Source organism: Athalassotoga sp. (genome assembly GCF_049965695.1).
GTDB lineage: Bacteria > Thermotogota > Thermotogae > Mesoaciditogales > Mesoaciditogaceae > Athalassotoga.
On the sequence record NZ_JBMFWB010000022.1, the window covers coordinates 22116 to 30551 of the forward strand.

Sequence of the window (8436 nt, forward strand, 5' to 3'; positions counted from 1 at the left end):
TGGTGGTAAAATGAAAGTTTTGCTTTTGCAAGACGTTAAAGCCTTAGGCAGAACGGGCGAAATAGTAAATGTTTCCGATGGATACGCAAGAAATTACCTTATACCTAAAAAAATTGCCGTCGAAGCAGATCAAAAGATCGTTGAAAAAGTTGAAAGAGAAAGAAAATCTGAAGAATTAAAAAAGAAGAAGGAAATAGAAGAGGCCAACAAAAAAATTTCGGAACTTATGAAAACAATTTTGGTCGTTAAAGCCAACTCAGGTGAAGAGAATAAATTGTATGGTTCTGTAACTTCTTCAGATGTCGCTGAAAAGATATCGGAATATCTTGGCGAGAGTTTTGATAGAAAGAATATAGAGATGGATCCCATAAAAGAACTCGGTACTTACGAAGTAAAAATAAAATTTGGAAATGGTTTATCCGGCAAGGTAAAAGTCAGGGTTGAAAAGAATTGAACATAATAATGTACTCAAAAGCGCTTTACTCCTCATGGATGTATTATTCGCCGGACAGAATGCTTATAGATTGTGGCGAGGGGGCAAGTACCTATCTGGGAAATAAATCTTTCGCCGTTCAAAGAGTTTTTCTTACCCATGGTCATGCAGATCACATAGCAGGTTTGTGGGGTCTTGTCAACACAAGAAATAACGCCATGGGAGATAAAGAAAAATCGCTTGAAATCTATTATCCGAAAGGCAGCAAGTCTGTTGAAGAATTTCTTGACTTCATCTTGAAAGTGAATAACGATCTCAAATACATGCTCTCCATAAAACCTGTTGAGATCGGAGAAGAAATAGTTCTTCACAGAACAGGTGGCGTAAAAAGAGTTATAAGACCTTTCAGAACACATCACACGATAAACGAAATTAGTTTTGGATACAACATATACGAGAGGCGTAAACATCTTAAAGAAAAGTACAGAGATCTCAGTCAAAATGAAATTCTTGACATGATAAAGAAATATGGCAGGGAAGAGATAACGGTCGATTACGAACATAAAATATTGACTATAAGCGGGGATTCAACTCCAATTCCCGTAAAAGATGCTTACGAAACTGATCTTCTTATCCACGAATCGACTTTTTTAGATGAAGAAGACAGAAAAGGAAATAACCATTCTTCAGTTAAAGAAGTACTCAGGTTGTCAAAAGAGGCGAAGGTGAAATCTTTGATACTTTATCATATCTCAACAAGATATGAAAGGAACATAAAAAGATACATAAATAGGGCTATTGACGAAATTGGCGTTGATTTCCCTGTTCTTTACGTTCATCCTTCGAAGATCTTTACCCTAAAATGAAAGGGTGATAAATATGGATCTCATATTTTGGATATTCCTTGGTGCTTTGATGTGCGTAACGGAAATTTTTATGCCAACTTTTTTTCTTTTCTGGTTCGGCCTTGGATCCTTTGCCGCCGCCATAACGTCTCTTTTTGCCGATTTGATGATTCAAATCATCGTTTTCATAGTTGTTTCGGCTATACTTGTGATATTTACCCGTCCTTTAGCGCTTAAAGTACTTCAAAGGAAGGACTCTCCAAGAAAGATAAGCATAGACGAAATTGTCGGTGAAAAAGCGCTCGTAATTGAAACGATAGATTTTGAGAAAAACAGGGGTAAGGTGAAGGTAAATGGAGACATCTGGAGAGCTGTCACTGAAGACAACTCAATCGTAAACATCAACGAATATGTGACAATTTTAAAGGTTGATGGTACAAAGTTGATCGTCAGAAAGGAGGAAAAGAAATGATACTTGGAATTGTTATCGGCGCTATAATAGCCCTTTTTTTGATCATCATCGCGATAACCGGAATAAAAATAGTAAGGCCCTTTCAAAGAGGCCTTGTGGAACGGCTGGGTAAATTCTCGAGAGAGGCACAATCCGGTCTTCAGTTTATAGTACCTTTCTTTGAGAGAATGATAAGAGTTGACATGAGGGAGCATTTCATAAATGTGCCGCCTCAGGAAGTTATAACCCGTGATAACGTCGTCGTCTCAGTGGATGCGATAATATACTATCAGGTTTCAGACGCTTTCAAAGTCAATTACAACATTAAAGCATTTGAACCCGCAGCAACGATGCTTGCGCAGACCAACTTGAGAAACGTGATAGGCGAACTTGAACTTGATCAAACTCTCACATCAAGAGAGATGATCAATGCCAAACTTCGAGATACGCTTGATGAAGCAACAGATAAATGGGGAGTAAGAGTAACAAGAGTTGAAATAAAGAAGATAGAACCTCCCAAAGATATAACGGATGCCATGAGCCAGCAGATGAAAGCAGAGAGAACTAAAAGAGCTGCCATACTTGAATCAGAAGGTATAAAACAATCTCAAATTTTACAGGCTGAAGGACAAAAGCAATCTCAAATTCTAAAGGCAGAAGGAGACGCAACTGCAATACAAAGGATAGCGGACGCACAAAAATACAAATTTCAAACCGAGGCAGAAGGTCAAGCGGCAGCCATAAAACTTGTCTTTGATTCAATTCATTCGGGAAATCCGACACCTGATCTTATAACCATAAAATATCTCGAAGCACTTCAGCAGGTGGCCAATGGGCAGGCAACGAAGATATTTCTGCCGTTTGAAACATCAGGCGTGCTCTCAAGTCTTGGCGCAATGGCTGAAATTTTCAAAAAAGAACCTTCAAAGGAGGAACCTAAAAAAAGTTGAACCTTTTCTCAACGATATGGTTGAACATTTTTGAAGTTGTGTTGATAACCGTCGCAGGTTTTATACTTGCATTCTGGTACGTCAGAAGCCGTGTTGTAGAAAAGAAACAACTTGGAACGAGTTTCCTGAGGTATTTTCAAGGACTTTTCCCAATTGGCGTGATGTTTTTTGGAATATATGTTATTTTGGTTTTCAATCACGCCATTGGGTCTCTCGTAATGGTACTTTCAACCTTTATTTACATAGTATCAAGCATAACATCCTCTGTTGACAGATACGACAGCGTTCATAGGGCAACTATACTTTCACTTGGATACACACGGCAGGAATATGCCGTGCGATATCTTTTTAAAAATTCTTTGAATTCATGGATAATGGCAACTTTAAATTTTTTCATAGCGCAATCGGTCGCCCTGATATTTATTCAAAGCATCACAAAACTTGAGATACCTTATTTTGAAACTGACATACTTTACGTCTCTCTGATTCTTATGGTTTGTGGTTTTATACTTTCTCTTGCCAAAAGATTCGATATCCTTGAAATCAAAGGAAAAGAATGAGAAATACTATTTGTCATGGCACAGATTTTTGACATCAACGATTTCAATTCCCTCTTTACACATCGGACATGCATCGGGTTCGTAAATTTTTGCGGGAATATTCACGATAGAATTTACGAGAAGACCGTCTATTTTTTCGATTTGACCCATTTTTATCATCGATGAAAGGCCAGTCGGTTCACTTGCCCATTCTTTGAGCGTAAGGATCGCTTTGTGAACTAATTTTTCATCGTATATGAAATCCTGGACTATCAATATATTCTTGAACATTGCCGGTTCAAGGCAATGAGTGAATAAAAGGTTACCATTTTTATCTTCTTCAAGATACATGAAAGGTACATCCATAGTTCTTGCAACTTCATAACCTATTATCATACCGTTTGGCGTCAAAGATAAGATGCAATCCGGCGCAAATCTTTGCAATCTCAAAGCCATTTCGTTTCCCACCTCTTTCGTCCGCCACGTGTATTGAAGCATTTTAGCACATTCAACGTATGTGTCCGAATGCATTCCGGATTCCAAAAGAAAATGACCATGGTAAATCGAACCTGTTTCATTCAATATATTTTTAACGTCAACCATTTTCAATCACCCCAAAGTTTGCAATCATGTTAACCAGAGCCTCAAGTGCGTCATCCGATGCCGCTTTTCTTACTTCGTTTCTTGTCCCACCGTAAATTTTTTGCCATACTTGACTTTCAAACTTCGATGAAAGGCCAAACCATACCGTTCCAAGCGGCTTGTCTTTCGTTCCTCCCGCCGGACCTGCTATGCCCGTCGTGGCAATGGCGATATCCGTTTTGAAGATTTCCAAAGCACCTTTTGCCATTTCAAAGACGCACGCTTTCGAAACGGCACCATGTTCGACTATCGTTTGCTTATTAACTCCCAAAATTTTCACCTTGGATTCATTTGAGTAAACGACAACTCCTCCCCTAAAAAAAGATGAAATACCGGGGATACTCACGATTCTGTCTGAAATCATACCGCCTGTTACGGATTCGGCAACGGAAAGCGTTAAATCTTTTTCTTTAAGCAGTCTGTATAACTCTTCTTCAAGAGTCTCTCCAACTTTTCCTAAAAATTTTTCGGGAAATCTTTCCAGCACTTTTCTTCTTACATCTTCCAAGATGGCAATAGCCTCATTTTCATCTTTTCCTTTTGCCGTAAGAGAAATCTCTATCCATCCTTTTTTTAAAAAGGTCGATATAGTTGGATTGGAAGAAAGCGCAAGATCGTGAATCCTGTCTTCAACTTCAGATTCCCTAAGACCGACGACCTTTAAAACATCATTTTTGGTGTATCCATTTCCAAATGTTTTTAAAAACGCTTCAAGACCATTTCTTATTATGGATTTTATCTCCTCAGGAGGTCCTGGAAGCAGTATCAAATATTTCCCGTTCGTATGGATGACTATACCCGGAGCGACACCGGCGGTATTCTGAAACACGGTGGATCCCGCAGGAATTGCCGCAAAGGATTTCGATATACGTTCAGGGACATGCTTATCCATAAGATATTTGTAGATATCCGGATCCGTTTCAAGCGGGATGGATGTGGCAATCGATGCCGCTTGCTTGGAAAGGTCACTTCCAGTTCCACCTAATCCTCCGGTCGACAAAACTATATCGGATCTTTCAAGTGCCTCTTTGTAAGCCTGAACTATTCTTCCAACGTTATCTCCAACGGTTGTGTACCTGTATATATCAATCCCGCATCTTGCGAGCAAATCACAAAGGATCCTTGCGTCTTCATTACAACTTTTGCCGAGTAAAAGTTCTGTGCCGGTAGAAACTATTTCTGCATTCATATAAGTCCTCGCTTTTGTGCTCTGAAAAAAGCCACTACGGTTTTTGAATCAACTATTTCGTTGTTAACGATCATAAGTTCAACTTCATCAATTGTGAAATATTCTACCTCAACAAACTCGTCTTCATCAAGATGCGTTTTACCGTTTGAAATTTCAGAAGCAAAATAAAGGTAGATTTTTTCATCCGAAAAACCCGGGGTTGTATAGATATGGCCGAGTTTTTCCCATTTTCGTGCCGTTATGCCCGTTTCTTCCATAAGTTCTCGTTTGGCACAGTTGAGGGGATCCTCTCCCAAATCCAATTTTCCGGCTGGAATTTCCCAAAGTACCTCATTTATGGGATACCTGTACTGCCTTTCTAAAATTATCTTGCCTTCGTTTGATCTAACAATCACGGCAGAAGCGCCTGGATGTCTTACAACTTCCCTAAAAGATGTATGCCCGTTTGGCAATTTCACCTCATCAACGTAAAGATGAAGTATTTTCCCGTTAAACTTTTCAGAAGAATCGATCTTTTTTTCCGATAATTCCATTTTTTGCCTCCGTTGATTACCTTATCAGGTTATTTTTTTAATTTTCATGGTAAAATTTAGATTGGTCATCAATATATATTTTAACATTGAAATCTAAATTGGAGATGAAGATGAGTTTCAAACACAGATTGGGATCTTTAATTCACTCAAAGCAAAATATGTCTCAGGCCATAATGATCATAACGATCTTAACTCTTACCTCTAAAGTCATGGGCTTTGTCAGAGACATAATCATAGCATATTTCTTTGGAACCGGAAGAGTCATGGATTCTTACCTTGCATCTCAAAGTCCGCTCGGGCTTGTAAACGGAATAATAACCGGCACGATAATATCGGCCTTCATACCGCTTTTCATAAGAGTCATGAAAAACAAAAACATGCAAGAAGCCAAACACTTCTCGGCCACCATTTTTTATTCTACCACTTTGATGCTTGCAGGAGTCGTCGTACTTGTTGCAATTTTTGCGCCTCAGGTAACAAGTCTTTTTTTCCCTGGTTTTGGGCAAGCGGATCATGATATGACGGTCAATTTCATAAGATGGATGAGTTTTGCGACAATCATAGGAGCAATGCTAAGTTTTGTCAATGGCCTTTTGCAAAGCGAAAAGAAATTTCTTGCCTATCCTTTGGTCGGCCTCAGTTTCGATTTCATAGTCATAGGGACCCTATTCGTGACAAAACATTTAGGAGCGATATCTCTTGCGCTTGCATGGACACTGCCGCCAACCTTTATTTTCATAATATTAGGATTTGCGGAAAGAAAATTTCTTAACCCCTTTAACGTGAAAAGAGGCATCTCCGAGACGAAAGACCTCTACAAGATGATCTGGCCTTTGTTTTTTTCAAGCGCGCTTGGAATGCTTAACACCATAGTAGACAGAACTTTTGCATCCACACTTGAAACCGGAGCGATAAGTTCTCTTTCTTACGCCAACAGAATAACAAGTTCAGCCACAGGTGTGCTTGGAACACCGGTCACACAGGTCACATACCCCTCAGTTGCATCGCGCGCGGCTGAAAATGACATGAGAGGACTTACGATAACGACAAAAAGGGCGATGAAATTACTCGCGTTTTTTTTGATACCAGTAACATTTGCCCTCTTCCCACTTTCAAAGCAAATAATAACATTGCTTTTTCAACGTGGAAGTTTTACCGCGGAATCGACGATGCTTACCTATCCACCGATGATAGCCTTTTCGCTATCACTGTTTACAGGCGCTCTGGGGTCGGTACTTGTTCAGATTTATTACTCCTTTAAAAACACGAGAACACCTATGATTTTTGGAATAGTAGGCCTTTTGATAAACATAGGATTAAATTTTCTTTTCATATCTCATCTGAAACAGACAGGACTTGCTCTTTCAACATCAATTTCGTCTATATATTTTACGATAGCAATGCTTATCTCTTTGAGAATAAAATTCAAAATATGGTTTTTCGATATGTGGCATTTCGTAAGGGTTCTTATGGCTTCAACTTTAATGGTTGGCGGAATATACCTCATCATGGCCGTTTTAAGAGGAAAAATAAGAGATTTCGTGGCAATTTTTGCAGGCATCGGAATTTACTTTTTTTTCTCATGGATACTTAAAACGCTTCCAAAACGCTTCTGGAAATTTCTGAAATTCAAAAAGGCGTCCGAAGAAGAAAAATTATGACAACAAGCCGTGTTTATATTGAATTCAGTTTAAAAGCCGAATAGTCATTTACCGAAGCGGGAGGGCAGGATGCCTCCGAGATGGCCTCCGCAGCAGCGCGAGGACCAGACATCGAGTGGGGTATACCTGCCATCGCTGCGATTCGGAATTTAAAGTTGGCTCAGTAATTTAAAGTTGGCTCAGTATAGAATGTCTGTTTCCCTCTGTGAAAGAAGGTTTAGTATAAAAATCATGCGGAAAAGTTTCTGACTACGATTTCTTCTATTTCTCCTCTACCTTCAGCCTTTGAATTTATCATTCTTCTTGCACGAACTATTTGCATATCGTATTTGGCGTAAAGTTGCCTTACCAGCGGTGTATTTGAATTGCTTAACATCAAAAGGCATCCTCTTTTATCAAGTAATTTAAAGCACTCTGCCAATCTTATCTGATCTTCAACGTTAAATGTACCGGAATAGTTTGTGAAATTAGACGTTTTGGATAGAGGATGATAGGGCGGATCAAAATAAACAAAAGTATTTGATTTTGCGTAATCAAGGGCGATTGAAAAATCACCCCAAATTATCGAAACATTTCTCAATGCTAAACTCACATTTCTCAGATTATCTTCATCCAAAATTTTAGGATTTTTGTATCTTCCGAAAGGAACGTTGAAGTTTCCTTGTTTATTCACGCGCCATAAGCCGTTGTAAGATGTTTTGTTGAGATAAAGAAATCTCGATGCCCTTTGAATTGAATTCAAAGAATCCAAACTCACAGATCTCATCATGTAATAATACTCTCTTTCGTTCCTGTGGGTTTTCAAATCGTCGATCAATTTCTCAACGTCGTTTTTCACAACCGTGTAAAAATTGACAACATCAAAGTTGAGATCGATTAAAATGGCATCAGACGGTAAAATGTTAAAAAACAACGCACCTCCTCCCACGAACGGTTCGATGTAAAGATCAAATTTTTTTGGAAGCAAAAGTTCGAACTGTTCGATCAATTGGCCTTTTCCGCCTGCCCATTTAAACGGAGGCTTTATTTTGATCTTATTTTTCATACGGCTGAGGAAGTTTTAATCCCTTCGAAATAAGAATTTCTCGTGACATGCTCCCACCACTTATAGAAGTGGGGGGCTTCTCGCTCAATAGCACCTCTGTGCTAAGTATCAACGAGCTATCCCCGTGTGCCCCACGGTTCTCATCATA

Annotated in this window: 10 protein-coding genes; 6 read left to right on the top strand and 4 right to left on the bottom strand. The window is 39.1% G+C overall.

Annotation, left to right across the window (positions count from 1 at the left end; translation table 11 throughout):
* The first annotated feature begins 10 nt into the window (after positions 1 to 10).
* From rplI to ACP5NR_RS07435, 5 genes are read left to right on the top strand one after another with little or no spacing between them, the layout of a single operon-like run.
* Positions 11 to 454, top strand: coding sequence for a 50S ribosomal protein L9 (gene rplI, locus ACP5NR_RS07415; protein ID WP_428005554.1), 444 nt, complete (start codon positions 11 to 13; stop codon positions 452 to 454).
* Positions 451 to 1299, top strand: coding sequence for an MBL fold metallo-hydrolase (locus tag ACP5NR_RS07420; RefSeq protein ID WP_428005555.1), 849 nt, complete (start codon positions 451 to 453; stop codon positions 1297 to 1299). The genes rplI and ACP5NR_RS07420 overlap by 4 nt, the downstream gene beginning before the upstream one ends.
* Positions 1300 to 1312: 13 nt before the next feature.
* Positions 1313 to 1750 carry an NfeD family protein gene (locus ACP5NR_RS07425; protein ID WP_428005556.1) on the top strand — a complete coding sequence of 146 codons (438 nt, stop codon included), beginning with the start codon at positions 1313 to 1315 and terminating at the stop codon, positions 1748 to 1750.
* Positions 1747 to 2679, top strand: a complete 933-nt coding sequence (locus tag ACP5NR_RS07430) for an SPFH domain-containing protein (RefSeq protein ID WP_428005557.1) — start codon at positions 1747 to 1749, stop codon at positions 2677 to 2679. The genes ACP5NR_RS07425 and ACP5NR_RS07430 overlap by 4 nt, the downstream gene beginning before the upstream one ends.
* Positions 2676 to 3239 (top strand): hypothetical protein, encoded by a 564-nt coding sequence (locus ACP5NR_RS07435; RefSeq protein WP_428006205.1) that lies wholly within the window; start codon positions 2676 to 2678, stop codon positions 3237 to 3239. Before ACP5NR_RS07430 ends, ACP5NR_RS07435 begins: the two co-directional genes overlap by 4 nt.
* A gap of 6 nt (positions 3240 to 3245) precedes the next feature.
* Here ACP5NR_RS07435 and ACP5NR_RS07440 read toward each other — a convergent pair whose 3' ends face one another.
* From ACP5NR_RS07440 to ACP5NR_RS07450, 3 genes are read right to left on the bottom strand one after another with little or no spacing between them, the layout of a single operon-like run.
* Positions 3246 to 3821, bottom strand: coding sequence for a hypothetical protein (locus tag ACP5NR_RS07440; RefSeq protein WP_428006206.1), 576 nt, complete (start codon positions 3819 to 3821; stop codon positions 3246 to 3248).
* Complete coding sequence (locus ACP5NR_RS07445) at positions 3814 to 5049, bottom strand: competence/damage-inducible protein A (protein WP_428005560.1); 1236 nt, start codon at positions 5047 to 5049, stop codon at positions 3814 to 3816. The genes ACP5NR_RS07440 and ACP5NR_RS07445 overlap by 8 nt, the downstream gene beginning before the upstream one ends.
* Positions 5046 to 5582 (bottom strand): NUDIX domain-containing protein, encoded by a 537-nt coding sequence (locus tag ACP5NR_RS07450; protein WP_428005561.1) that lies wholly within the window; start codon positions 5580 to 5582, stop codon positions 5046 to 5048. Before ACP5NR_RS07450 ends, ACP5NR_RS07445 begins: the two co-directional genes overlap by 4 nt.
* A gap of 110 nt (positions 5583 to 5692) precedes the next feature.
* On the opposite strand from ACP5NR_RS07450, the gene murJ reads away from it, so the two are divergent.
* A complete protein-coding gene (gene murJ, locus ACP5NR_RS07455; protein ID WP_428005562.1) occupies positions 5693 to 7243 on the top strand; it encodes a murein biosynthesis integral membrane protein MurJ in 1551 nt (516 codons plus the stop codon).
* Between the two features lie 229 nt (positions 7244 to 7472).
* Here murJ and ACP5NR_RS07460 read toward each other — a convergent pair whose 3' ends face one another.
* Positions 7473 to 8288: a DNA adenine methylase gene (locus tag ACP5NR_RS07460; RefSeq protein ID WP_428006207.1), complete on the bottom strand. Its 816-nt coding sequence runs from the start codon at positions 8286 to 8288 to the stop codon at positions 7473 to 7475.
* Positions 8289 to 8436: the final 148 nt, after the last annotated feature.